The organism is Sphingomonas sp. HITSZ_GF (genome assembly GCF_029543155.1).
Taxonomy (GTDB): domain Bacteria; phylum Pseudomonadota; class Alphaproteobacteria; order Sphingomonadales; family Sphingomonadaceae; genus Sphingomonas.
This window is the reverse complement of the sequence record NZ_JARQXA010000004.1, coordinates 279,983-303,347: the sequence shown is the minus strand read 5'-3', so window position 1 is coordinate 303,347 and position 23,365 is coordinate 279,983. Positions and strand designations below refer to the sequence as shown.

General features: G+C 67.7%; 20 protein-coding genes. 6 read left to right on the top strand and 14 right to left on the bottom strand.

The window, feature by feature from the left end; genetic code table 11:
* Positions 1-4 precede the first annotated feature (4 nt).
* Entirely contained in the window at positions 5-2,584 is a 2,580-nt protein-coding gene (gene clpB / locus P6144_RS13190) for an ATP-dependent chaperone ClpB (protein WP_277768223.1), read from the top strand.
* 106 nt (positions 2,585-2,690) lie between these two features.
* Here clpB and P6144_RS13185 read toward each other — a convergent pair whose 3' ends face one another.
* The 4 genes from P6144_RS13185 to xseA form a co-directional block, all read right to left on the bottom strand.
* Entirely contained in the window at positions 2,691-5,756 is a 3,066-nt protein-coding gene (locus P6144_RS13185; RefSeq protein WP_277768222.1) for a TonB-dependent receptor, read from the bottom strand.
* Positions 5,757-6,024: 268 nt separating this feature from the next.
* On the bottom strand, positions 6,025-6,927 hold the full coding sequence (locus P6144_RS13180) for a M23 family metallopeptidase (protein WP_277768221.1): 903 nt from the start codon (positions 6,925-6,927) through the stop codon (positions 6,025-6,027).
* Positions 6,928-6,940: 13 nt separating this feature from the next.
* Positions 6,941-7,141, bottom strand: a complete 201-nt coding sequence (locus tag P6144_RS13175; protein ID WP_277768220.1) for a DUF2093 domain-containing protein — start codon at positions 7,139-7,141, stop codon at positions 6,941-6,943.
* Positions 7,142-7,168: 27 nt separating this feature from the next.
* Positions 7,169-8,545, bottom strand: a complete 1,377-nt coding sequence (gene xseA, locus P6144_RS13170; protein ID WP_277768219.1) for an exodeoxyribonuclease VII large subunit — start codon at positions 8,543-8,545, stop codon at positions 7,169-7,171.
* Here xseA and purD point away from each other — a divergent pair.
* Entirely contained in the window at positions 8,544-9,806 is a 1,263-nt protein-coding gene (gene purD, locus P6144_RS13165) for a phosphoribosylamine--glycine ligase (protein ID WP_277768218.1), read from the top strand. The genes xseA and purD overlap by 2 nt on opposite strands.
* A gap of 3 nt (positions 9,807-9,809) precedes the next feature.
* On the opposite strand, the gene P6144_RS13160 is transcribed toward purD, so the two are convergent.
* Positions 9,810-10,286, bottom strand: a complete 477-nt coding sequence (locus P6144_RS13160) for a hypothetical protein (RefSeq protein ID WP_277768217.1) — start codon at positions 10,284-10,286, stop codon at positions 9,810-9,812.
* A 155-nt stretch (positions 10,287-10,441) separates the two neighbouring features.
* Here P6144_RS13160 and P6144_RS13155 point away from each other — a divergent pair, with 155 nt between their 5' ends.
* The gene (locus P6144_RS13155) at positions 10,442-12,268 is read left to right on the top strand and encodes a VWA domain-containing protein (RefSeq protein WP_277768216.1); all 1,827 of its coding nucleotides are present in this window, start codon (positions 10,442-10,444) and stop codon (positions 12,266-12,268) included.
* A gap of 72 nt (positions 12,269-12,340) precedes the next feature.
* Positions 12,341-13,192 carry a hypothetical protein gene (locus P6144_RS13150; protein WP_277768215.1) on the top strand — a complete coding sequence of 284 codons (852 nt, stop codon included), beginning with the start codon at positions 12,341-12,343 and terminating at the stop codon, positions 13,190-13,192.
* Here P6144_RS13150 and P6144_RS13145 read toward each other — a convergent pair.
* The 5 genes from P6144_RS13145 to P6144_RS13125 form a co-directional block, all read right to left on the bottom strand.
* Complete coding sequence (locus P6144_RS13145; protein WP_277768214.1) at positions 13,189-13,722, bottom strand: hypothetical protein; 534 nt, start codon at positions 13,720-13,722, stop codon at positions 13,189-13,191. The genes P6144_RS13150 and P6144_RS13145 overlap by 4 nt on opposite strands.
* Positions 13,719-15,026, bottom strand: a complete 1,308-nt coding sequence (locus tag P6144_RS13140) for a hemolysin family protein (RefSeq protein ID WP_277768213.1) — start codon at positions 15,024-15,026, stop codon at positions 13,719-13,721. The genes P6144_RS13145 and P6144_RS13140 overlap by 4 nt, the downstream gene beginning before the upstream one ends.
* A gap of 203 nt (positions 15,027-15,229) precedes the next feature.
* Entirely contained in the window at positions 15,230-15,661 is a 432-nt protein-coding gene (locus tag P6144_RS13135) for a nucleoside deaminase (protein WP_277768416.1), read from the bottom strand.
* Between the two features lie 163 nt (positions 15,662-15,824).
* Positions 15,825-16,022: a YqaE/Pmp3 family membrane protein gene (locus tag P6144_RS13130; protein ID WP_277768212.1), complete on the bottom strand. Its 198-nt coding sequence runs from the start codon at positions 16,020-16,022 to the stop codon at positions 15,825-15,827.
* Positions 16,022-16,318 carry a hypothetical protein gene (locus tag P6144_RS13125; RefSeq protein WP_277768211.1) on the bottom strand — a complete coding sequence of 99 codons (297 nt, stop codon included), beginning with the start codon at positions 16,316-16,318 and terminating at the stop codon, positions 16,022-16,024. Before P6144_RS13125 ends, P6144_RS13130 begins: the two co-directional genes overlap by 1 nt.
* 173 nt (positions 16,319-16,491) lie before the next feature.
* On the opposite strand from P6144_RS13125, the gene rpmB reads away from it, so the two are divergent.
* Entirely contained in the window at positions 16,492-16,788 is a 297-nt protein-coding gene (gene rpmB, locus P6144_RS13120) for a 50S ribosomal protein L28 (RefSeq protein ID WP_116839891.1), read from the top strand.
* A gap of 210 nt (positions 16,789-16,998) precedes the next feature.
* Here the strand turns inward: rpmB and P6144_RS13115 are convergent, their stop codons facing one another.
* The 4 genes from P6144_RS13115 to P6144_RS13100 all read right to left on the bottom strand — a co-directional run bounded on the left by P6144_RS13115 (position 16,999) and on the right by P6144_RS13100 (position 22,221).
* Positions 16,999-17,994: an esterase-like activity of phytase family protein gene (locus P6144_RS13115; protein ID WP_277768210.1), complete on the bottom strand. Its 996-nt coding sequence runs from the start codon at positions 17,992-17,994 to the stop codon at positions 16,999-17,001.
* 199 nt (positions 17,995-18,193) lie between these two features.
* The gene (gene phbB / locus P6144_RS13110; RefSeq protein WP_277768209.1) at positions 18,194-18,916 is read right to left on the bottom strand and encodes an acetoacetyl-CoA reductase; all 723 of its coding nucleotides are present in this window, start codon (positions 18,914-18,916) and stop codon (positions 18,194-18,196) included.
* Between the two features lie 34 nt (positions 18,917-18,950).
* Positions 18,951-19,973 carry a ferrochelatase gene (gene hemH, locus P6144_RS13105; RefSeq protein ID WP_277768208.1) on the bottom strand — a complete coding sequence of 341 codons (1,023 nt, stop codon included), beginning with the start codon at positions 19,971-19,973 and terminating at the stop codon, positions 18,951-18,953.
* A gap of 7 nt (positions 19,974-19,980) precedes the next feature.
* Entirely contained in the window at positions 19,981-22,221 is a 2,241-nt protein-coding gene (locus tag P6144_RS13100; protein ID WP_277768207.1) for a molybdopterin cofactor-binding domain-containing protein, read from the bottom strand.
* Positions 22,222-22,411: 190 nt separating this feature from the next.
* On the opposite strand from P6144_RS13100, the gene lgt reads away from it, so the two are divergent.
* Positions 22,412-23,284 carry a prolipoprotein diacylglyceryl transferase gene (gene lgt / locus P6144_RS13095; protein WP_277768206.1) on the top strand — a complete coding sequence of 291 codons (873 nt, stop codon included), beginning with the start codon at positions 22,412-22,414 and terminating at the stop codon, positions 23,282-23,284.
* Positions 23,285-23,365: the final 81 nt, after the last annotated feature.

Below are 23,365 nucleotides of genomic sequence, written 5' to 3'. Positions count from 1 at the left end.
ACGCATGAACCTCGAGAAATTCACCGACCGCGCCAAGGGCTTCCTCCAGTCGGCGCAGACCGTCGCGATCCGGATGAGCCATCAGCGGATTTCGCCCGAGCATATCCTGAAGGCGCTGCTCGAGGACGAGCAGGGCATGGCGAGCGGCCTGATCCAGGCAGCCGGCGGCGACGCCAAGCGCGCGCTCAGCGAGACCGACCTCGCGCTGTCGAAGATCCCAGCGGTGTCGGGTGGCGGCGCGCAGCAGACGCCGGGGCTCGACAACGACACGGTGCGCGTGCTCGACCAGGCCGAGCAGATCGCGCAGAAGGCGGGCGACAGCTTCGTCACCGTCGAGCGGCTGCTCGTGGCCCTGGCGCTGTCGCTCAACACCGCCGCGGGCAAGGCGCTGCAGGCGGCGAATGCGAAGCCCGAGGCGCTCAACGCCGCGATCAACCAGCTGCGCGGCGGGCGCACCGCCGACACCGCCGGTGCCGAGGACCGCTATGACGCGCTCAAGAAGTTCGCACGCGACCTGACCGAGGCAGCGCGTGCCGGCAAGCTCGATCCGGTGATCGGCCGCGACGAGGAGATTCGCCGTACGATCCAGATCCTGGCGCGGCGCACCAAGAACAATCCGGTGCTGATCGGCGAGCCGGGCGTCGGCAAGACCGCGATCGCGGAGGGACTCGCGCTGCGCATCGCCAATGGCGACGTGCCCGACAATCTGAAGGACCGCACGCTCATGTCGCTCGACATGGGCTCGCTGATCGCGGGCGCCAAATATCGCGGCGAGTTCGAGGAGCGGCTGAAGGGCGTGCTCGACGAAGTGAAGGCCGGCGAAGGCGACATCATCCTGTTCATCGACGAGATGCACACGCTGATCGGCGCGGGCAAGACCGAGGGCGCGATGGACGCCGGCAACCTGCTCAAGCCCGCGCTTGCCCGCGGCGAGCTGCACTGCATCGGCGCAACCACGCTCGACGAGTATCGCAAATATGTCGAGAAGGACCCTGCGCTGCAGCGGCGCTTCCAGCCGGTGTTCGTCGGCGAGCCGACGGTCGAGGATACGATCTCGATCCTGCGCGGGCTGAAGGAGAAATATGAGCTGCACCACGGCGTGCGCATCACCGATGCCGCGATCGTGAGCGCCGCGACGCTTTCCAACCGCTACATCACCGATCGCTTCCTGCCCGACAAGGCGATCGACCTGATGGACGAGGCGGCCAGCCGCATCCGCATGGAAGTCGAGTCCAAGCCCGAGGAGATCGAGAATCTCGACCGCCGGATCATCCAGCTCAAGATCGAGCGCGAGGCGCTCAAGAAGGAGACGGACGACGCCTCGCGCGACCGGCTGGCCACGCTCGAGAGCGAGCTCGCCAATCTGGAGCAGCAGTCGGCCGAGCTGACTGCGCGCTGGCAGGCCGAGAAGGACAAGATCGCCGGCGAATCGAAGCTGAAGGAACAGCTCGAGGCGGCCAAGATCGAACTCGAGCAGGCGCAGCGCGCCGGCGACCTCGCCAAGATGGCCGAGCTCAACTACGGCACGATCCCGGCGCTGACCAAGCAGCTCGAGGAAGCGCAGGGCGTGACCAAGGGCGCGATGCTGCGCGAGGAAGTGACCGCCGAGGATATCGGCGCAGTCGTCTCGCGCTGGACGGGCATCCCGGTCGACAAGATGATGGAAGGCGAGCGCGAGAAGCTGCTCGCCATGGAGGAAGTGCTCGGCAAGCGGGTGATCGGCCAGGCCGATGCGGTGAAGGCCGTGTCGACCGCGGTGCGCCGCTCGCGCGCCGGGTTGCAGGATCCGAACCGGCCGCTCGGCAGCTTCCTGTTCCTGGGCCCGACCGGCGTCGGCAAGACCGAGCTGACCAAGGCGCTGGCCGAATTCCTGTTCGACGATCCGAACGCGATGGTGCGCATCGACATGAGCGAGTTCATGGAGAAGCATGCCGTGGCGCGGCTGATCGGCGCCCCTCCCGGCTATGTCGGCTATGAGGAAGGCGGCGTGCTGACCGAGGCGGTGCGGCGGCGGCCCTATCAGGTCGTGCTGTTCGACGAAGTCGAGAAGGCGCATGGCGACGTGTTCAACGTGCTGCTCCAGGTGCTCGACGACGGGCGGCTGACCGACGGCCAGGGCCGCACGGTCGATTTCTCGAACACGATCGTGATCCTGACCTCGAACCTGGGCAGCCAGTTCCTCACCAATCTCGGCGAGGGCCAGCCGGTCGAGAGTGTCGAGCCGCAGGTGATGGAAGTCGTCCGCGCGCATTTCCGCCCCGAGTTCCTCAACCGGCTGGACGAGATCATCCTGTTCCACCGGCTGGGCGCGGAGCACATGGCGCCGATCGTCGACATCCAGGTCGGCCGGGTGGCGAAGCTGCTCAAGGACCGCAAGATCGCGATCGACCTCACCGATGCTGCGCGCGCCTGGCTGGGCCGGGTCGGCTATGATCCGGTCTATGGCGCGCGCCCGCTCAAACGGGCGGTCCAGCGCTATCTCCAGGATCCGCTGGCCGACATGATCCTGCGCGGCGACGTGAAGGACGGCTCGACGGTGAAGATCGACGAAGGCGACGGCGCGCTGGCGCTCTCGGTCGCCTGACCTTCGCCGAGGGGGTCTCGCTAGCCCGCATCGGCTCCGGTATCGGCAAAAAAGAAGGGGCGGTTCCCGAAGGAACCGCCCCCAATTTTTGGCAGTAGCGTGAAGCTTAGAAGTTCACGCGGACGCCGGCCTTGTAGTAGCGGCCGAGAATGCCGTTACCGCCCTGGACCGGGTTGTAATACTGCGCACCGTAGGTGACCGGATCGATCGGCGGCATGCGATCGAACAGGTTCAGCGCGGTCATGTAGAAGGTGAACTGGTCGTTGACCTTCACACGCGCGTTGAGGTCGAACGTCACGTACGACGACACATCGCAGTAGTTGGTGGTGAAGGACATCGAGCAGTCCTTGTAGTCGCTGCCCTGGTCCATCGCCGACAGGTTGTAGCCACCGAAATAGTTGGCGGTACCGGTCATGTCGAACGAACCGAAGTCCAGCGTGGTCTGCCAGCTGCCGTGCCACTTCGGGGTGCCCGAACCGGCGGTCAGGTTGTAGTTGCCGATCGTGCCGTCATAGCGCTGCTCGACACCCGCAACCGTCGTCGACAGCTTGATGATGTAGCTGGCTTCGAGCGAGCTCGCGATCCGCAGACCATCCGAGACCTTGAAGTCGACGCTGGCCGAGAAGTCGAGGCCCTGGGCCTTGATCGTGTCGGCGTTGACGAGCGACGACTGCACGAAGGCCACGGTCGGCTTCGCGGTCGGGAAGTTCACGTCCGGCGAGTTGGTGACGATGGTGATCGACGGATCGATCGGCAGGCCGGCATAGTAGTTGACGACGGCGGTGCCGGTATCCGGGCTGGTGATCGCGCCCGTCTTCTTGATGTTGTAGTAGTCGATGGTGAACGACACACCACGGACCGGCTCGAAGATCGCGCCGGCAGTCCAGCTCTGCGACTTCTCCGGCTTCAGGTTCGGGCTCGCCAGGGTGGTGAGACCGTAGGAAGCCGAACGGATGTACGTCGGGCAGGCCGTGCTGAAGTTGGCGGTCGTGCAGCCATACTGCGCGAGGTAGGCGTTGTTGAACAGGCCCACCGTGTTGTTCACATAGCCCGTGGTCGGCAGCGCGTTGGCTTCGCCGAAGGACGGGATACGGAAACCACGCGAGTAGGTGCCGCGCACCACCAGCTGCTTGATCGGCGTCACCTTGATGCCGACCTTCGGCGAGAAGGCGTCCTGGCCGCTCGAGTAGCGGTCATAGCGACCCGAAGCGTTGATGCCGACCCACTCGGTGATCGGCGCATCGAGTTCGGCGAAGGCCGAGCCGATGGTACGATTGCCGGTGGTGCCGAAGGCGTTGAGCGTGAAGTAACGCTCGGTTGGGCCGTTGATGTCCGAGTTGCCCGAGGGCGCGTCAACCGCTTCGTAGCGGAGCGAGCCACCGAAACCGAACTGCAGCGGGCCGCCCGGCAGATCCATGAGCGTCGCGCTCAGGCTGGCCTGCAGCTGATACTGGTCCGAGCTGGCGTCGGTGTAGTTCACCGGCGTCAGATAGTCGCGCACCGACTGCGGCGTCGCACCCGGGTTGCGGAAGTTGTACGAACCGTCGGCGATCACATCGAGCAGGTGCTGGATGTAAACATAGCCGTCCTGGCGGCGACGCAGGTCTTCGTGCATCGCGGTGGCGGCAACGTCGAAGGTGACGGTGTCGCTCAGGTTGCCCTTGATGCCGAAGGCGGCACGATAGGCACGGTTGCGGGTCTGGTTGTCGGTGACTTCCGAAAGGTCACGACCCACGATGCGGGCGACCTGGCCGGTCGACGCATAGGGGTTGTTCGGGTTCAGCGTGCCGGTGGCAGCCGTGCAGCCCGGCAGCGTCGGAACGCCGTTGACCATGGTGGCGTGCTGACCAGCAGCGCGCGAGCAGACATAGACCGGAAGCGCCAGGATGCCCGAGCCGGCAGCGTAGATCGTGCCGGTGCCGCCCGCGCCCGAGGTGCGGAACTGCGGGTAATAGATGCCGGTCGGCGCCGCGCCGTACACCGTGCCCGGGAAGCCGGTGTAGTGGACGGTGCTCTGCAGGAAGTTGACTTCGAAATAGGCCTCGGTCGTGTCACCCAGACGCGCAGTCACGCGGCTCGAGATGCCGAAGCGCTCGACGTCCGGCGAGATCACGCCCCAGTTCTTGGTGTAGTCGACCTGGCAGACCGTCGACGGGGCGGTCGCGTTGGCGGCGAGCGCGCGGTCGGCGGCGGTCAGCGTGTAAACGCTGCCCGGGCAGGGCTGCTGGCTGAGGTTCTGCCAGGTGGTGGAGCCGACAACCGAGTTGGTCGCGGCGTCATAGGGGCGGAACAGGAACGACGACGAGGTCGGCGTGCCCTGGGTGTACTGGCCGGCGCCGTTCAGGCCGCCGATCACGCTGTTGCCGACGCAGTCGCCGCCATAGCAGAGCGCGCGGGCGTCGTCCGAGTTGTACGGGAAGCCGCGGTCCTTGTTATAGAGCGCTTCGCTCTTGTAGTAGAAGCCGCTGATATAGGCGTTCAGGCCGTTCTCATCGAGATCGCCGAAGCCGGCGGTCGCGCTGAGGCGGTAGGACGGGGCATCGCCACGCTCGGAAATGCCGGCTTCGGCGCGTGCCTTGAAGCCCTTCACTTCCTTCTTGGTGATGATGTTGACCACGCCCGCGATCGCGTCTGCGCCGTAGGTCGACGAAGCGCCGTCGCGCAGCACTTCGATGCGCTCGACGATGTCGTCCGGGATGGTGTTGAGGTCGACGAAGTTACGCGAGCCGTCGTCGGCCAGCGGGTAGTAGGCGGCGCGCAGGCCGTCGAACAGCACCAGCGTCGAGTTGGTCGACAGGCCGCGCAGCGACACGGCCGATGCACCGGCCGCGAACGCGCCGTTGGCCGAGAAGCTGTTGGTCAGCGCCGGGCCGTTGTTGGCGGCGAGCGACTGGATGGCGTCCTGCATGGTCGAGATGCCGCGCGTGTCGAGCGACTCGGCGGTCACGACGGTGACGGGCGACGCAGTGGCCGAACCGGCAGCGCTCTGGAACATCGAGCCGGTGACGACGATCGTGCCTTCGTCCTGGGTGGTGTCCTGAGTGGTGGTCGGGACCGTCGTCGACGGAGTCGGCGTGGTCTGGGCGAAGGCCGGCGTCGCGGCCGTAGCGCCCGCAAGCACGAGCGCAAACAGCGCCGTGCTACCGCGCAGGGTGATCTGCGTGTTCTTCATGGTGATCCCTCTGTATGTCCGGCCGCGTCGCTCGCGCTTGGCAGCCGGGTTGTCTCCCCGCTCCTCCATTCCCGTGTGCAACTCACGTGTGCGGAATGGTGGAGCTTGAACGGATCGTGAATGGCGACCCCGGCGCTGTAAACCGGGCAGCGCTATGCTGCGGGCGCTTTCAAGGGATGTGTGGCTGAAATGCTACAGAGACGCACGGAATATTGCGCGTTTGCGTCAAATCGTGTTTCTTTATGTTGCAGCGCGACACATTCGCGCCTCAATCCGTGACGGGCATCGACCCTGCAACGAGCAGCGGATCGATCCGCGCATCCCGCCACTTGAGACTCCAGTGGAGATGCGGCCCGGTGGCACGCCCCGTCCGGCCCACCGCACCGATCGGCTGGCCGCGGCGGACATGCTCGCCCAGCTTCACGTCGATCCGCGAGAGATGCATGAAGGCGCTGTTGAGACCCATGCCATGGTCGATCATCAGCAAATTACCCTCCAAAGTGAAGGGCTTGGCCGCAGCGAGAATCACCACGCCGTCCGCCGGTGCCAGCACCACCGTGCCGGCGGGCCGGGCGATATCGATTCCCGAATGATAGGAGCCCGGCTCGCCGCGATAGATGCGCTGCGAACCGAACAGCGTCGAGATGCGCCCGACCACCGGCCAGAAGAACGGCATCTGCCGCCAGCCCTGCGAATCGGTCTGCATTTTCCGCGCAGCATTGATCTGCGCGAGCTCGGGAACGCGCAGCTTTTCGAACTCGGGGCGCGGCACCGGATATTTCGGCAGTGTGTCGAGCCGTGAAATATCCCAGGCACGCGGCGCGATCGCCAGCACCTGGCGCTGCTGGGTACCGTTACCCAAAGTCGCCACCAGTGTTGCACTGGGGCCATGGTCGCGATCGAACGCGATCAGGAATTTTCTGTCGGGCGTGAGCGGCACCGCTTCGCCGTCGAGCGTGAGCATGCTCGTGTCCCGGGGAGCGGTGCCGATCACTGCGCCGCCCTGGATCAGCTGCCCTTGCAACGTGAACGGCCCCGCGACGTTGGGCGCGGGCGGAATCGGTGCCGCCTCCGCCGAGACGGGCACGGCAGGCGCGGCCGCGGGCAGCTGCGCGCTGCCGAGCAGAGTGAAGCCCAGAAGGGCGGCGGGCAGCCGAGCAGCGAGTCCCATCAGCTACGCCCCCTCAACCGCGCATCGCCTGCATCGCCAAAGCGGCGGAGGCATAGGGCTCCTGCTTCTCGACGCTCCAGTAGCGCAGCAATTGCAGCGGGATCTTCTCGCCGCTCACTGCGCAGACAACATGATCGCCCGGCGTCAGCACGCGAAAGCCGTTGGCCATGAAATGGAGGCGCGCCGCGCGGGCGACCGGGTTCGACATCAGCATGGGCGCGGCATCCTTAAAATGGCTCTTTTACAACAGGCTGGGCTGTTCGGGCTTTGGGGCATCATAGGATTTGCCGGCCGGCCGCTCAAGCCGCGCATCGACGGCTCCGTCGATGAAGTGGAGCGTCACCGCGCCCGCCGAACGCGCAGCATCGGCGGTACCGATCACCTTCTTCGTGCCGCGCGCCTCGACCCAGGCATAACCCTTTTCGAGCGGGCGATTGGGGTGGACCAGATCGAGGTGCCGCCCGATGCCCTCGAGCCGCTGCCGCGCCGCGGACAGGCGCTGATCGAGCATCGCCGGGCGCAGCGCCCCCGCCGAGCGATCGAGCTGCCCGCGCGCCAGCGTCACGCGGCGTTCGAGCGCGCGGTCGAGCCGGCCGCCCAGATCGTCCATCTTCTGCCGCTGCGGCCCGAGCAGCGCGTCGCGCCGCGGCAGCACGCGCACCAGCGCCGCCAGCCGCTCGCCGGCGCGCTCGTGATAGCGGCGCACGCAGCGTTCGGTGCGGTGCGCCAGCGTCGCGATCGTATGGCGCACATCCGCCAGCACCGGCACCGCGATCTCCGCCGCCGCGGTCGGCGTCGGCGCGCGCAAGTCAGCGGCATAGTCGCACAGGCTGGTATCGGTCTCGTGCCCGACGGCCGAGATCACCGGGATGCGGCAGGCCGCGACCGCGCGCACCACCACTTCCTCGTTGAACGCCCAGAGATCCTCGATCGAGCCGCCGCCGCGCGCGACGATCAGCAGGTCCGGGCGCGGCACCGCGCTGCCCTCCCCCAGCGCATCGAAGCCGCGGATCGCATTGGCCACTTCCTGCGCCGCGCCGTCGCCCTGCACCTTGACCGGCCAGACCAGCACATGGCTGGGGAAGCGATCGGCGAGGCGGTGGAGGATGTCGCGGATCACCGCGCCGGTGGGCGAAGTGATCACGCCGATCACCCTGGGCATATAGGGCAAAGGCTGCTTGCGCTCGCGATCGAACAGCCCCTCGCCCGCCAGCTTGGCCTTCAGTTTCTCGAACAGCGCCATCAGCGCGCCTTCGCCGGCCAGCTCCATCCGCTCGATGACGATCTGGTATTTGCTGCGCCCCGGATAGATGGTCAGCTTGCCGGTGACGATCACTTCGAGCCCGTCCTGTGGCGCGAAAGGGATCGCGCTGGCGGCACCGCGCCAGATCACCCCGTCGATCACCGCATCGGCATCCTTCAGCGCCAGATAGGCATGGCCCGAAGCCGCGCGCTTCCACCCCGAAATCTCGCCGCGCAACCGGACATGGCCGAATTCGCCTTCGACCATGCGCTTCAGGGCTAGCGATAATTCGCTGACCGACAGCGCCGGTGCGTTGTCGCCCGCCACCGGCTCGGCTACGAGCCGGCCTGGCGTATCGAAGAAGGGGTCGCTCATGAATGTCCTATTGCTCGGCTCGGGCGGCCGCGAACATGCTCTGGCCTGGAAGCTCGCGCAATCGCCGCTGCTCGAACGGCTCTACGCCGCCCCGGGCAATCCGGGAATAGCCCAGCATGCCGAAATCGTGGACATCGCAGTGAACGACCACCGCGCGGTGATCGATTTCTGCCTGCGCCACTCGATCGGTTTCGTCGTGATCGGGCCCGAGGCGCCGCTGGTGGCGGGCCTGGGCGACAACCTCCGCACCATGGGCGTCGCCGTGTTCGGCCCGAACAAGCTGCCGGCGCAGCTCGAAGGCTCGAAGGGCTTCACCAAGGACCTGTGCGCACGCGAGAAGATCCCGACTGCCGGCTATGTCCGCTGCGAGAGCCGCGACGGCGCGCTCGCTTCGCTTGAGGATTTCGGGCTGCCGGTGGTGATCAAGGCCGATGGGCTGGCCGCGGGCAAGGGCGTAACCGTCGCTTTCACGCATGAGGAAGCCGAAGGCGCGGTGCAGGACATCTTCGCCGGAACCGGCGCCAGCGTGGTGATCGAGGAATTCCTGGAGGGCGAGGAAGCCAGCCTGTTCGTGCTGACCGACGGCGAGGCCTATGTCTCGTTCGGATCGGCGCAGGATCACAAGCGCGTCGGCGACGGCGATACCGGGCCGAATACCGGCGGCATGGGCGCCTATAGCCCTGCCCCGGTGCTCACCCCCGAACTCGAGGCGCAGGCGATCGACGAGATCGTCCGCCCGACGATCGAGGCGCTGGCACGGATGGGATCGCCCTATTCGGGCGTGCTCTATGCCGGGCTGATGCTGACCCCGACCGGCCCCAAGCTGATCGAGTACAATGCGCGCTTCGGCGACCCCGAATGCCAGGTGCTGATGCTGCGCTACCAGGGCGACCTGCTCGCGCTGATGCTCGCCGTGGCGAAGGGCGAGTTGGCCGGCCAGCCCGCGCCGGTGTTCGCCGACAAGACCGCGCTCACCGTGGTGATGGCCGCGAACGGCTATCCCGGCACGCCCGAAACCGGCGGCGCGATCACCGGGATCGACAAGGCCGAGGCGACCGGCGCCCAGGTGTTCCATGCCGGCACCCGGATGGACGGCGACACGCTCGTCGCCAGCGGCGGCCGTGTGCTCAACGTGACGGCACTGGGCGACACGGTGAAGCAGGCGCAGGCGGCTGCCTACCAGGCAATCGACGCGATCGACTTCCCCACCGGCTTCTGCCGCCGCGACATCGGCTGGCGGGAAATCGCGCGCGAAGGCTGAGGCTCAGCCGGGCACCAGCCCGTCGAGATAGTCGGTGGTCGCGAGCCAATCGGAGCGCTCTTCGACCACCGCCAGATCCGGGTCCGTCGATACGGGCGCCGGATCCTCGAAGCGCAGGCACAGAAACGCCTGGCCGTCATAACCGAAACTCACGGCCCGGCAGTTGACTGCCGAACGCACGTCCGCACCGCGGATATGGCAGCTCGGCAGGACGCCGTTGGGATCGATCGCCGCCTCGACATGCGCATGGAGCGCCGCCGCATCGCGCAGCGGCACGATCGCGAGGCGCGAATCGGTATCGAGCACATCGGCCATCGTGCCATCGGGGCGACGCCACTCGGAGGTAAGCTGCGTGTCGTCGCCATCCCGCAGCGCATCGCACACCAATTGCGTGATCAGCGCGATCGCGGCCCGGGTGCGCTCCGCGGCAACATCCTTGCCATAGAGCTCGAACGCCGGCGCGATCAGGTAGAGTTTCATGCCCGGTTCCTCGCAGAGCAGATCGTGCAAGGCAATCGAACGAAAAATGATACAACATATCATTCGTTCATCTGGCGCTCATCGCGGAAGCGCAACAACTTGCCCCACCAGGCACGCAGCGACTCGCGTGCCGCGCTCTGAAGGGGAGAGTTGCCATGTCGCGTACCGCCTTGCTGATCGGTTGTTCCGCCCTGCTCACCACTTCCGCCGCACCGCCGCCGCTGCCCAAGGCCGGGCCGGTCGTCGCTGCTACCGCACAGGACCGCCATTCGCCGGTGCGCTGCGTGAGAGAAGCCGAGGACCGCGACGTGCGGCGCCGGCCGATGCCGACGGGCTATGCGCCGCCGCCCATGCCCGCGCCGACACCGACGCCCCCGCCGATGTACGAGCCGATGCCGGCACCGCCCGCACCGCCGACTTCCATCGCTCCGCCACCGCCAAGCGAGGCGCTGGTCGTCACCGGCTCGCGCAATTCGCTGCAATCGGTGCGCGCTGCGCCGGGCGTTCTCGCCGGCAATGTCGGTGCGATGCCGGCGGTGAAGCGCAATCCGCCGGTGGGCGCGCCGGGCAATACCGAGCGCTATGACGGCAAGGACGTCGCCGCGATCCAGTCGGTCGCCGATCAGCCCGTCTCCACCTTCTCGGTCGACGTCGACACCGGCGCCTATTCGAACGTGCGCCGCTTTCTCACCAAGGGGCAGGACGTGCCCGCCGGCGCGGTGCGCACCGAGGAGATGATCAACTATTTCCGCTACGACTATCCGCGCCCGACCTCGCCCGACGTGCCGTTCAGCGTCACCACCGACATATCGACCACGCCGTGGAACGCCGAGACGCGGCTGCTGCGCATCGGCCTGCGCGGCTATGACGTCGATGCCAAGGGGCGGCCGCCGGCCAATCTCGTCTTCCTGGTCGATGTCTCGGGCTCGATGGAGGACGACGACAAGCTGCCGCTGGTCAAGAAGGCGCTGATGCAGCTCGCCGACCGGCTGTCGCCGCGCGACCGGGTCTCGATCGTCGTCTATGCCGGCGCGGCGGGCATGGTGCTCGAGCCGACCAACAAGAAGGAATATGTGAAGGCGGCACTCGACTGCCTCTCGGCCGGCGGCTCCACCGCGGGCGGCGACGGCATCAAGCTCGCCTATTCGGTGGCGCGCGCCACCTTCGTGAAGGGCGGGATCAACCGCATCTTCCTGGCGACCGACGGCGACTTCAACGTCGGCATCAACGACAAGAAGGCGCTCGAGGCGCTGGTGAAGAAGAACCGCGACGACGGCATCACCCTCACCACGCTCGGTTTCGGCACGGGCAATTACAACGAAGCGATGATGGAGCGCATCGCCGATGTCGGCAACGGCAACTATGCCTATATCGACAGCGCGATGGAGGCGACCAAGGTGCTGGACGACGAGCTCTCCGCCACGCTCTTCACCATCGCCAAGGACGTGAAGGTCCAGGTCGAGTTCAACCCGGCGCAGGTGAAGCAGTATCGCCTTATCGGCTATGAGAATCGCGCGCTGGCCGAGGAGGATTTCAACAACGACACGGTCGATGCCGGCGATATCGGCGCGGGGCATCAGGTTACCGCGCTCTACGAAGTCGTCCCCGCGAATGCCAAGGGCTGGACCGAGGATCGCCGCTACGAGGCCAATCGCCCCGCGCCGGCCGTATCGACCGGCAGCGAGATGGCCTTCGTCAAGCTGCGCTACAAGATCCCCGGCAACGAGACCTCGAAGCTGATCGAGCGCCCGGTGCCGGCGAGCCTGATGCAGGGCGCCCGCGCGCCGAGCGGCGACATGGCCTTCGTCACCTCGGTGGCGGCGTTCGGCCAGCATCTGCGTGGCGACAAATATCTGAACGGCTACAGCTACACCCAGATCGGCGCGCTTGCGCCGAGCTCCAACAACTATTGGCGGAGCGAATTCGGCCGGCTGGTGAAGCTTGCCGATTCGGGACAGTCTGGCGCCGGCGCCAGCGACTAGCTTGTCGCGCTGCGCCGCACCACGTTATGCAGTTGCCGGGAATCGCAATTTGCAGACACGGGGTAGGCGCAGATGAACAGCACGGAACCGCTCTTCCAGGGCGCGCCGATTTGGTTGACGCTCCCGTTCGCGGCGATCGCGGCGGGAGTCGTCTTCGCGCTCCTGATCCTGTTCTGGGGCGCGCGCCTTGCCGCTCGCCGCCGCGCGGCGCGCGAGGAGATCGAGGAATATAACGAGGAATATCGCGAGGAGGTGGCGCCCTCGCGGCCGATCACCCCACCGGTAGCGCCCCCGCCCCCGCCGATCGCCGAGCCGGTGGCGGCACCCGAACCGGTAGCGGCCCCGGAGCCCGTTGCCGCGCCCGAGCCGGTTGCGCCGCCGCCTCCGCCGCCCGCCCCCGAACCGATCGCAGAAGCCCCCGCGCCGGTCGCGGCGCCCGAGCCGGCTGCGGAGCCTGCTCCCGTTGCAGAGCCCGAGCCCGTCGCCGAGATCGTGCCGACACCGCCGCCGCCGGTGATCGAGGAAGCGCCGGCTCCCGAACCGCTGGCGGACGAGCCGATCGCCGCCGCCGCGCCGCTCGATGCGTCGCCCGCCTCGCTCGCATCGGACATCGCCGAGCCGGTAGTGGCCGAGCCCGCGCCCGCCCCGGAACCCGCTCCGCCGCCAGCACCCACCGCTCCGGCAGCGGCCGACGATCTCACCCGGATGAAGGGCGTCGGCCCGCGGCTGGGCGAGAAGCTCAACAGCGTCGGCATCACCAGCTTCGCCCAGCTCGCCGCGCTGACGCCCGAGGAAGCCGATGCGCTCGACGCCAAGCTGGGGGACTTCCAGGGCCGCATCCACCGCGATCGCTGGATCGAGCAGGCGAGCTTCCTGGCGAAGAACGATATCGAGGGCTTCGAAGGCGTGTTCGGAAAGCTCTAGGCGAAGAGCTGCGGCGCCCGGGCGCGAACCGCCTCTACCAGCTCGCTATTGCGGCGGTTCGCCAGCCACATCGAGATCGCGACGTCCGGCGCCGCCGGGCCGTCGCGCCGCATGCTCTGTAGCGCGCGGTTGGATCGCAGCACGTGCTCGAACTTCCTGCCCGGCGGGATCTCGGCATCCTCGATCAGCCACAGATTGACGCGCCCGCCCAGGACCTGGGCCCGCGCGATCGCGCTCCAGGGCAGCATGCCTTCGAAGCAGCCGGGCATGCGCATGCCCTCGGCGTCGAGCACCAGGGCCTCGCCCCGGTGAAAGAAGGAGCGCCCGACCCAATAGGTGCCATAGAGGAACAGCAGGGAGACCGCGGCGATCAGGAGCAGCAGCAGCCAATCGATGATGCCCATCGGCGGCTGGTAAATCAGCAAGGTCACCGCGAGGGCCGCCATCGAGGCCGCGGCCGCCAGCATCGACAAGGTGTGGCGCAACACTTTCGCCCGCGACACGTGCGCCACGAACGCCGCCTCGCTCATTTCTCCGCCCGATCCACCAGCAGCTTGTCGATCTTGCGCCCGTCCATGTCGACGATCTCGAAGCGCCATCCCTGCTCGACGAAGCTGTCGCCTTCATTGGGCAGCCGCTTGAGCACCGCCAGCGCGAGGCCGGCGACGGTGGCATAGTCGCGGTCCTCGTCGAGATCGAGGCCGAGCTTCTCGGCGAGCAGGTCCGCCGGCATCTGGCCCGAGACGAGCAGCGAGCCGTCCTCGCGCGTCACGATGTTGGGATTGTCGCCCGGCTCGACGTCCGACGCCAGCTCGCCGGCGATCGCCGCGAGCAGGTTCGCCGGCGTGACGATGCCTTCGAAATGGCCATATTCGTCATGCACCAGCCCCATCGGCACTTCGGCCCGGCGCAGCGCCCCGAGCGCGTCCATCGCGTCGACGGTGTCGGGCAGGATCGGCGCCTCGCGCATCAGCTTCCTCAGGTCGAGCGCCTCGCCGCGGAACAGCGCCGCAGCGATGTCGCGCGCCTGGACCACGCCGATCACCTTGTCGACCGAGCCCTCGGCCACCGGCAGACGGGTGTGCGGCGTGAGCAGCAGCGCCTCGCGGATGCCGTCGGCATCGAGATCGACATCGACCCAGTCGACATCGGTGCGCGGCGTCATCACTTCGCGCACCGGCCGGTCGGCCAGGCGGACGACGCTCGAGATGATCGAGCGCTCATGCTCCTCGATCACGCCCGACTTGCTGGCTTCCGCCACGAGCAGATGCAGCTCCTCGGCGGTGACCCGGTTCTCCGATTCGCGGTCGAGCCCGATCAGGCGGAAGATCAGCTTGGTGGTCGAATCGAGCAGCCAGACGAGCGGGGCGGTCAGCCGGCTGATCCACAGCAGCGGCACCGAGACCAGCACCGCGATCGGCTCGGGCGAGCGCAGCGCGAACTGCTTGGGCACCAGCTCGCCCGCAACCAGCGAGCCGAAGGTGGTGAGCCCGATCACGATCGCGATGCCGAGCGTGTGCGCCAGCTCCTTGCTCACACCGAGCAGTTCGATCCGCTGCGCGGTCGGTTCGCCCAGGCTCGCGCCTGAATAGGCGCCGGCGATGATGCCGATCAGCGTGATGCCGATCTGCACGGTGGAGAGGAACTTGCCCGGATCGGCGGCGAGCTGGATCGCGGTGCGGGCACCGGCGCCGCTGCGTCCGGCCCGGGCCATGGCCTCCAGCCGCGCGGTGCGCGACGAGACGATCGCGAGCTCGGACATCGAAAAAAGGCCGTTGAGAACGATCAGCGCGAAGATGATCGCTACGTCTATCCAGGGGAAAGGCGCTAACATGGTGTGGCGCCTTCATATCCGCAGAGGGGGCCGCACGGCAACTGGGTTGCGCAGGTGGAACGGATACGACGCGGATTCACCAATCCCTCGCCCCAAATCCACCGTCACCCTGAACGCGTTTCAGGGTCCAACCTTCCGCAGGCTACGCCGCTGCCTGTCGCGCCTTGGATGCTGAAACAAGTTCAGCATGACGATGAACGGAGTTAGCCCCGCCGCTCCCGGAAAAACCCCCGCAGGATTTCCCCCGCCTCCGCCTCGCCGATGCCGGGATAGAGCTCGGGCTGGTGGTGGCAGGTCGGCTGGGTGAAGAAGCGCGGGCCATGCTCCACCGCGCCGCCCTTGGGATCGCCGGCGCCATAATAGACGCGCGCGATCCGCGCATGCGCGATCGCGCCGGCGCACATCGCGCAGGGCTCGAGCGTCACCCACAGGTCGCAATCCTCCAGCCGCTCGCGCCCGAGCGCCTCGGCCGCCATGCGAATCACCCGCATCTCGGCATGGGCAGTAGGGTCGTGGAGCGTCCGCGGCGCATTGGCCGCGGTGGCGATCACCTTGCCGTCGTGTACCAACACCGCGCCGACCGGCACCTCGCCTGCCGCGGCGGCGGCACGGGCAGCGTCGAGCGCCAGGCGCATCGGTTCGGGAAGCGGGAACATGGGGAGGGCGTAGCCCACACGCCCCCCTCCGTCACCCCGGCCTTGTGCCGGGGTCCACCGCGAGGCGAACACAGAGATGGAGAATAGAGGGCAGCAGGTGCGGCACGGTGGATCCCGGCACAAGGCCGGGATGACGATATAGCTAGGCGGCCGCCGACTCGGCAGGCTTCACCCGCGAATTCCCCAGCACGCGCCACAGCGCGAACCCGACCCCGGGCAGGAAGCCCAGCACCGTCAGCCCGGTGGTGATCCAGAAGTCGCGCCCCACCCCCCGCGCCAGATACGTGCCCAGGGGCGGCAACAATGCCGCCGCCACGATGGGGCCGGGGCGCGCTGCCATCACTTCGCGGCGGGCGTCGGCGTCGGAGTGGCGCCGGCCTGCTTCACTTCGATGGTGGGCAAGGTGACCGTGGTGTTCTTCATCTCGACCGTCGGGACTGCAACGGTCGTGTTGGTCGATCCGATCCCTACCGATCCCGTTTCGGCCTTGAATTTGGGCAGCTGGCCGCCCTTGGCGTCGAAGGTGATCGTCGGCATCGAGGCGCCCTGCTGCTGCTCGATGCGGAGCATGCCGACCGACATCAGCACCACGACGGCCAGCGCGATAAGACCTATAAGCACGAGAATTCCACGCATCGCTTCATCTCCCCAATTGAATCGGTTGCGTAATCAACGCCGCATCAACCATGGCGGTTGCATGGGCACAAGGCGTTTCTTCGAGCGAATCGGTTGACGCTTCGTCCCATTACGGTTATTCGCGCCGCCTTTCCGGCCGTGGTTCGCCAGGGCTCAAACCAGGATATCAAGCGATGTCGCGCATTTGCGAGCTGACCGGCAAGGGCCGGCAGGTGGGTAACAACGTTTCCCACGCCAACAACAAGACCAAGCGTACGTTCCTGCCGAACCTGCAGAACGTCACGCTGATCAGCGATTCGCTGGGTCGCAGCGTCCGCCTGCGCGTCTCGACGCACGGCCTGCGCTCGGTCGAGCACAATGGCGGCCTCGACAACTGGCTGCTCAAGACCAGCGACGACGATCTGTCGCTGCGTGCCCGTCGCCTGAAGCGCGAAGTGCGCAAGGCGTCGGCCGAGAAGACCGCGGCCTAACAGCCCGCTTCTTCGACGGCTCAATGCGAGCCCGTTCTCCATGCGGAGGGCGGGCTTTTCGCATGTCCGGACAAGATAAATCCTCCCCCGGAGGGGGAGGGGGACCAGCGAAGCTGGTGGAGGGGGCCTGCCACAGGCAACACAGCCCGCGGCGCTTCCTCTCCACCACGACGCTTCGCGTCGCGGCCCCCCTCTCCCTCCGGGAGAGGACTACTTCCCGAATTCCACCCGGAACTTGAGCAGCAGCGACCATTCCCAGAATTGCTGATTGTCGTCCGAGGCGATCCACAGGATCACGTCCTTGCCCTCCCGGGTGACCGCCAGCGCCTCGTAATTGTCGTGGAGCAGCGGCGGCGCCAGCGCGGCGATCTCCTGGCCCTTCACCACTGCGCCGGCGCGAATCGCGCGCGGATCGACCAGGGTGAGCCTGGCGGTGAACAGATCGGGCACCGAGAAGCGCCGGTTGAGCACGATCAGCCGCCCGTCGGGTAACTGCACTGCGTCGCTCGGGTCATAGGCTTCGTCCGGCGGCAGATAGGTGAAGCGAATCGGCTCGGCGCCGGGCGCGGTGGGATCGCCGGCGAAGAGCAGCGCCTCGCGCCCGGTGCGGCTGCCCTTGGGGCGCGAGGTCTCGCTCAGCACCACGAAGCGCCCGTCGGCGAGGCGGACCATCGATTCGGGGCCGCCATTGGCCGACCAGCCGCGCATCGCGCCAGGCCGCACGCTCCGCTCGGCGCGAGTCAGGCCGTCATCATAGCGCCAGATCGCGTTGTAGTTCTCGAAACCCACCCAGATATGGCCGGTGGCGGGATCGCTGGTCATCGATTCGGAATCGCGCTGCGCCTTCAGCCAGCCGCTGCCCGGGCCGTCCGGCAGATCGCCGAAGCGCAGCTCGCGCGGTGCCCAGTCGGCGCCCATGCGGAAGCGGATGAAGGTGCCGCCGTCCGAAAGCAGGGTGAAGCGATCGCCCTTTATCTGCATCGAGGAGAAGCCGCCGAACGCCCGGTCCGGGCTCTTCAGCCTGATCCCGCCCAGATAGGTGAGCGCCCCCACCCGGGTGCGCGCGGGATCGCGCAGATCGAGCGGCACGCGCTCTACCTGCATGCTCGGCACCTTGCCCAGCACGTCGCGCCCCTCGCGTCCCGAGGCGGAGAGCAGCAGGATAAGGCAGAGCGAGAACAGGGCGATCGCGGGACGGAGCAGCATCGCCTCCGCTCATAGCGGCTTGGGGCGGAAGAACCAGCGCCGCAAAGATGAACGCCAGATGACTGGCGCGTTCAGCAGAAACTAAAGGGAACTCACTAGAGTCGCAGTCGTTATTCTTTGCAGTGTTACCCCTCGCGTAGCGTATCGAGGGCTGAGGGCCGCTCCCTTTTGGGGCGGCCCTCGTCGTTTCTGGGCCGTATCAGTACATGTGCTGGCCACCGTTGATCGACAGCGTCGATCCGGTGACGAAGCCGGCCTCGTCCGAGCAGAGGAACGCGACGCCGCGGGCGATCTCGTGCGCCTGGCCCAGCCGGCCGACCGGGATCTTGGCGACGATCTTCTCGAGCACCTCGGCCGGTACCGCGGCGACCATGTCGGTATCGATATAGCCCGGGGCGATCGCATTGACCGTCACGCCGAAGCGCGCGCCTTCCTGCGACAGCGCCTTGGTGAAGCCGTGGATGCCCGATTTGGCGGCGGCATAGTTGACCTGGCCGTACTGGCCGGCCTGGCCATTGATCGAGCCGATATTGACGATGCGGCCCCATTTGCGCTCGCGCATGCCGGGGAAGGTCGCGTGCGCCATGTTGAAGCAGCCGCCCAGGTTGATGCGGATGACGTCTTCCCACATCTCGCGGCTCATCTTCAGGATGGTGCCGTCGCGGGTGATGCCGGCATTGTTGATGACGATGTCGACCGGGCCCAGCTCTGCCGCCACCCTGGCCACGCCTTCGTGGCAGGCGTCGTAATCGCCGACATCCCATTTGTAAGCGGCGATGCCGGTGCGATCGGTGAAGGCCTTGGCCTTCTCGTCATTGCCCGCATAGTTGGCGGCGACGGTCACGCCGGCATCCTTCAGCGCAAGGCTGATCGCCTCGCCGATGCCGCGGGTTCCGCCCGTCACGATCGCTACGCGTGCCATGCCTTGTCCTCTCCTTGCTGGGGTCGGGAGAACGCTAGGCAGGCTGGCTCCAGCCCGCAAGCTCTCCGCGCAAAATTGTGCGCAGCATGTCGATACCCCCGGCGCTGTCGTTGAGACAGGGAAGATAGGCGAAATGGGTGCCGCCCGCGGCAAGGAACGTGCTCCGCCCGCGGATTTCCAGCTCCTCGAGCGTCTCCAGGCAGTCGGCGGCGAAGCCCGGGGCGACGATCGCCACCTTCTTCACGCCCTTGGCCGGCAACGCGGCCAGCGTCACGTCGGTCGCCGGCTCGAGCCATTTCGCCCGGCCGAAGCGCGACTGGAAGGTGACGGTTAACTCGCGTCCCCCCAAAACTTCCTTGAGCGCTTCGCCGAGCAGCCGCGCGGTCTTCTGGCAATGGCAGTGATAGGGATCACCCAGGTGCAGCGTGCGCTCGGGCATGCCGTGGAAGCTCGCCAGGATCGCGTCGGGCGCGAAGTCGAGCGCCGCCAGATGCGCCTCGACCGACGCGCGCAGCGCTTCGATATAGGCGGGATGATCGTGATAGGGCGGCAGGGTGCGGAGCGCCGGCTGCCAGCGCATCGCGGCGAGCGCGGCGAAGGCGGCGTCGTTGGCCGTCGCGGTCGTCGCCGCGCAATATTGCGGGTAGAGCGGCGCGACCAGGATGCGTTCGCAGCCGCGCGCCTTGAGCACGTCCAGCCGCTCGGCGATCGCGGGCTTGCCATAGCGCATCGCATGATCGACGATCACCTCGGACCCGAACGCGCCTTCGAGCGCCATCGCCTGGGCACGGGTGATCGCGGCGAGCGGCGATCCGTCCTCGCGCCATACCAGACCATAGGCATGCGCCGACTTCTTCGGCCGGGTGCGCAGGATGATCCCGCGCAGGATCGGCTGCCAGAGCAACGGCGGAATCTCGACGACGCGGCGATCGGACAGGAACTCGCCCAGATAGCGCCGCACCGCGCCCGGCTCGGGCGCATCGGGCGTGCCCAGGTTGACGAGCAGCACGCCGATCCTGCCCGTCGCGACCGGGACATGCTTTTCGGGCCAGATCATTCCCGGGTCACTCGACATCCGAGAGCAGCGGCAGCACGCGGAAGCGCACGCCGCTCGCCGATTGCAGCGCATTGGCGATCGCCGGCGCGACCGGCGGCACCGCCAGCTCGCTCACCCCGCCCGGATCGGCGCCGTTCCGGATCAGCTCCACCGTGATGTCCGGCGCGCTGGCCAGCGTCGGCAGGCCGAGCTCGGAAATATCGCGCACGTCGGCGACATTCTCGGTGAAGCTCGTCGAGCCCGCGATCGCCGCGGCCATGCCGAAGAGCAGCCCGCCTTCGATCTGCTGGGTCACCAGGTCGGGATTGACGATGCGCCCGCAATCGACCGCGGCGACCAGCCGCTCGACCACCACCTTGCGCCCGTCCAGCCGCGCCTCTGCCATCACCGCGATATAGGAGCCGCGGAACGCATGGCAGGCGATGCCCTGGCCGCTGCCCGGCTGGCCGCCCTGCCAACCGCCGAGCTGCGCCGCAGTCTGGATGCAGCGCGCCAGCCGCGTCTCGTTGCCGAGCATCGCCATGCGGAAGGACACCGCATCCTGCTCGGCGACATGCGCCAGCTCGTCCATGAAGCTTTCGACGAAGAAGCAATTGTAGCTATGGGCGCCCGAGCGCCAATAGCCGGTCGGGACGCCGATCTCGGCCGGGTGGTGATCGACCGCGTAATTGGGGATGCCGTAAACGGGCTCGGCGCCCGCCACCGCGGAAGGATCGCCCTTGCCCGGCAGCGCGAGCGAGGCCTGCACTACCGGATCGCTCCCCAGCAGCCGCGTCGCGAGCTCGCGCCCGGTCTCGGGCGCGGCGATCTTGGCGAGCAGGCCCGAGACCTGCCCCCCCGCGCCCAGCTTGCCGGTAAGCCGCCCGATCGCCGGCGGCCGGTAGCGGTCGTGCCGCATGTCCTCGCCGCGCGTCCAGCTGAGCTGCACCGGCCTGCCGATCTTCAACGCGAGCAGCGCCGCCTGCCCCGCCACGTCATGCTCGAGCCGTGCGCCGAACGAGCCGCCGGCCATCGTCGCATGCACCGTCACCGCGCCTTCGGAGACGCCGATCGCCCGCGCCGCCGCAGCGCGTGCCAGCCCCGGCGCCTGGGTCGGCAGCCAGATCGACAGGTGCCCGTCGGCGTAGGACGCGGTGCAGGTCGCGGGCTCGAGCGCCGCGTGCAGCGCCACATCGACGCGGTATTCGGCATTGACCACCTTCGCCCCGCGGAAATCCGCCGCCAGGTCGCCCGCCTCGTGCAGCCGCGCGCCATCGGCGTTCAGCGCGTTGTTGAGCGCATCGGCGATCGAATCATTGTTGATCACCGCATCGGGCGTCTTGAAGCGCGGGCGCATCGCGTCGATCGCGCGCTCCGCCGCCCAGCCATTATTGGCGACCGCCGCCACCCAGTCGCTGGTGGTGACCACCGCGAGCATGCCCGGGATCCTGTTCGCCGCCGCCCGATCGAGCTTGACCAGCCCGGTCTCGCCGATCGGCCCCATCCGGATCGAGGCGAACACCATGTTCGGCAGCCGCACGTCGGCGGCATAGACCAGACTACCGTCGGTCTTGGCAGGCCCATCGAGCCGGGGCAGCGGCTGGCCGTAGAGCCGGTTGGCCTCGCCGGTGCGCAGCGGGACGTCGCCGGGCACGCTCTCGTCCGCCGCCTCGGCCGCCAGCGCGCCGAAGCCGAGCTTCGAATTGCCGTGGATCACCTGGCCGCCGGCGGTGTCGCAGCTCTGCCATTCGGTGCCCCAGCGCCGCGCCGCCGCCTTGCACAGCAGCACCCGCGCGGTGGCGCCGGCATGGCGCAGCTGGTCCTCGAAGCTCCGGATCGACGTCGAGCAGCCGGTGAGCATCAGCCCGGTGCGCGCGGCATGGCTCTTGCGCAACTGCTCGGGCAGGCCGCCCAGCGCCAGCTCGAACAATTCCTGCGCGGCGAGCGGATTGGCGTAGAGCGGGTTGAGCGGCGCGGGCTCGACGCCCATCAGCTTCCAGTCCGCCCCCAGCTCGTCGGCGATGATCTGCGGCAGCGCGGTGAACACGCCCTGCCCTTCCTCGCACTGCGGCACCGCGACCGAGACATGCCCGTCGGTGCCGATCTTGAGCCAGGCACCGAACAGGCTCTCGCCCGGCGCCGCGGTCAGGTTCGGCAGATAGGTGCGCGGCCAGACCGCCCAGGCCACCACCAGCCCCACGCCCACGCCGCCACCGATCAGCAGCGTGCGCCGATCCAGCTTCCCAAGCTTGCCGATATCGACCTTCATCGCCCCCGCTCTATCGCGCGTGCCAGGGACTGTCACCCCGCGCCCCAATCGTCATCCCGGCAAAAGCCGGGATCTCAGGCGGAGGCGCGATACGGCACGAGATCCCGGCTTTCGCCGGGATGACGGGAAGATGCGCTTGGGTTTGCGGCCCGCCTGCTCTATCGGGGCGCTACACCCCGGAGGGACCATAGTGCTGTTTGCTACCCTGGCCGACGCGGCCACCCAGCATATCCATTTCGCCGATCTCGGCCTCAACAAGGTCGCGCTGTCGCTCGGCTTCTTCGACATCAAATGGTATTCGCTGGCCTATATCGCCGGCATCCTGGTCGGCTGGTGGTACCTGATCCGCCTGCTGCGCGAGCCCGGCGCGCCGATGAGCCGCAAGCATGCCGACGATCTCGTCTTCTACGCCACGCTCGGCATCATCATCGGCGGCCGGCTCGGCTATGTCCTGTTCTACGGACTCGACCGGTTCGTCGAGCACCCGCTCGACATCTTCAAGCTGTGGGACGGCGGCATGTCGTTCCATGGCGGCGTGATCGGCACCACGCTGGCGATCATCCTGATGTGCCGCCAACAGGGGCTGAACTGGCTGCGCGTCCACGACTATGTCGCCTGCTGCGCGCCCTTCGGCCTGTTCTTCGGCCGCCTCGCCAATTTCGTGAACGGCGAGCTGTGGGGCAAGCCGGCCGAGCTGCCCTGGGCGATCATCTTCCCCGGCGCCGGTCCGCTCGCCCGCCATCCGAGCCAGCTCTACGAGGCGCTGCTCGAAGGCGTCCTCCTGTTCGCGATCCTCGCCTACGCCTTCTGGCGCACCAAGGCGCGCTACGAACCGGGCAAGCTCGTCGGCATCTTCCTGCTCGGCTATGGCTGCTTCCGCTTCTTCGTCGAATATTTCCGTGAGCCCGATGCGCAGTTCGCCGGCACGGTGTTCGAGCATGTCATCCATATGGGCCAGGTGCTGTGCCTGCCGATGATCGTCGGCGGCGTCTGGCTGATCGCCACCGCCAAGGGCCGCCGCGAGCGGGTCGAGCCGATCGCGGGCGCGGAGAGCGTGGCCTGAAGTGCGCGAGAACCCTCTAGACGCCAGCGCGCAGGATCGTTCGGCCAACGCTGCCGAACCCCTGCTCGCCGAGCGGCTCTC

Coding starts and splice junctions, on each gene's coding strand:
- clpB (WP_277768223.1), top strand. CDS start 5: ATGAACCTCGAGAAATTCACCGACCGCGCCAAGGGCTTCCTCCAGTCG.
- P6144_RS13185 (WP_277768222.1), bottom strand. CDS start 5,756: ATGAAGAACACGCAGATCACCCTGCGCGGTAGCACGGCGCTGTTTGCG.
- P6144_RS13180 (WP_277768221.1), bottom strand. CDS start 6,927: ATGGGACTCGCTGCTCGGCTGCCCGCCGCCCTTCTGGGCTTCACTCTG.
- P6144_RS13175 (WP_277768220.1), bottom strand. CDS start 7,141: ATGCTGATGTCGAACCCGGTCGCCCGCGCGGCGCGCCTCCATTTCATG.
- purD (WP_277768218.1), top strand. CDS start 8,544: ATGAATGTCCTATTGCTCGGCTCGGGCGGCCGCGAACATGCTCTGGCC.
- xseA (WP_277768219.1), bottom strand. CDS start 8,545: ATGAGCGACCCCTTCTTCGATACGCCAGGCCGGCTCGTAGCCGAGCCG.
- P6144_RS13160 (WP_277768217.1), bottom strand. CDS start 10,286: ATGAAACTCTACCTGATCGCGCCGGCGTTCGAGCTCTATGGCAAGGAT.
- P6144_RS13155 (WP_277768216.1), top strand. CDS start 10,442: ATGTCGCGTACCGCCTTGCTGATCGGTTGTTCCGCCCTGCTCACCACT.
- P6144_RS13150 (WP_277768215.1), top strand. CDS start 12,341: ATGAACAGCACGGAACCGCTCTTCCAGGGCGCGCCGATTTGGTTGACG.
- P6144_RS13145 (WP_277768214.1), bottom strand. CDS start 13,722: ATGAGCGAGGCGGCGTTCGTGGCGCACGTGTCGCGGGCGAAAGTGTTG.
- P6144_RS13140 (WP_277768213.1), bottom strand. CDS start 15,026: ATGTTAGCGCCTTTCCCCTGGATAGACGTAGCGATCATCTTCGCGCTG.
- P6144_RS13135 (WP_277768416.1), bottom strand. CDS start 15,661: ATGCGCCTGGCGCTCGACGCTGCCCGTGCCGCCGCCGCGGCAGGCGAG.
- P6144_RS13130 (WP_277768212.1), bottom strand. CDS start 16,022: ATGGCAGCGCGCCCCGGCCCCATCGTGGCGGCGGCATTGTTGCCGCCC.
- P6144_RS13125 (WP_277768211.1), bottom strand. CDS start 16,318: ATGCGTGGAATTCTCGTGCTTATAGGTCTTATCGCGCTGGCCGTCGTG.
- rpmB (WP_116839891.1), top strand. CDS start 16,492: ATGTCGCGCATTTGCGAGCTGACCGGCAAGGGCCGGCAGGTGGGTAAC.
- P6144_RS13115 (WP_277768210.1), bottom strand. CDS start 17,994: ATGCTGCTCCGTCCCGCGATCGCCCTGTTCTCGCTCTGCCTTATCCTG.
- phbB (WP_277768209.1), bottom strand. CDS start 18,916: ATGGCACGCGTAGCGATCGTGACGGGCGGAACCCGCGGCATCGGCGAG.
- hemH (WP_277768208.1), bottom strand. CDS start 19,973: ATGATCTGGCCCGAAAAGCATGTCCCGGTCGCGACGGGCAGGATCGGC.
- P6144_RS13100 (WP_277768207.1), bottom strand. CDS start 22,221: ATGAAGGTCGATATCGGCAAGCTTGGGAAGCTGGATCGGCGCACGCTG.